The sequence below is a fragment of the Pseudomonas sp. AC229 genome (assembly GCF_979254655.1).
In genome coordinates this window covers 1-242 of sequence record NZ_CEEDHK010000091.1, presented here as the reverse complement: position 1 = coordinate 242, position 242 = coordinate 1, and the positions used below count along the sequence as shown (strand labels likewise).

Genomic DNA, 242 nt, shown 5'->3' with positions numbered 1-242 from the left:
ATCATTGATGACCAGGGGCATTTCTTGCATCCCAACCAGATCCTCGTATTGCTGTACACCTACCTTCTGGAGGACAAGGGATGGCAGGGGCCCTGCGTGCGTAACCTCGCGACGACCCACCTGCTTGACCGTGTCGCCGAGGCCCACGGGCAGACCTGTTACGAGGTACCGGTCGGATTTAAGTGGGTGTCGTCCAAGATGGCCGAGACCAACGCCGTCATCGGTGGTGAGTCCTCCGGTGG

The 242-nt window shown here is 59.9% G+C and carries 1 pseudogene; it reads left to right on the top strand.

Annotated features, from left to right (window positions below):
* A pseudogene (locus AC0IW7_RS24980) lies at positions 1 to 242 on the top strand (hypothetical protein); the annotation flags it as partial.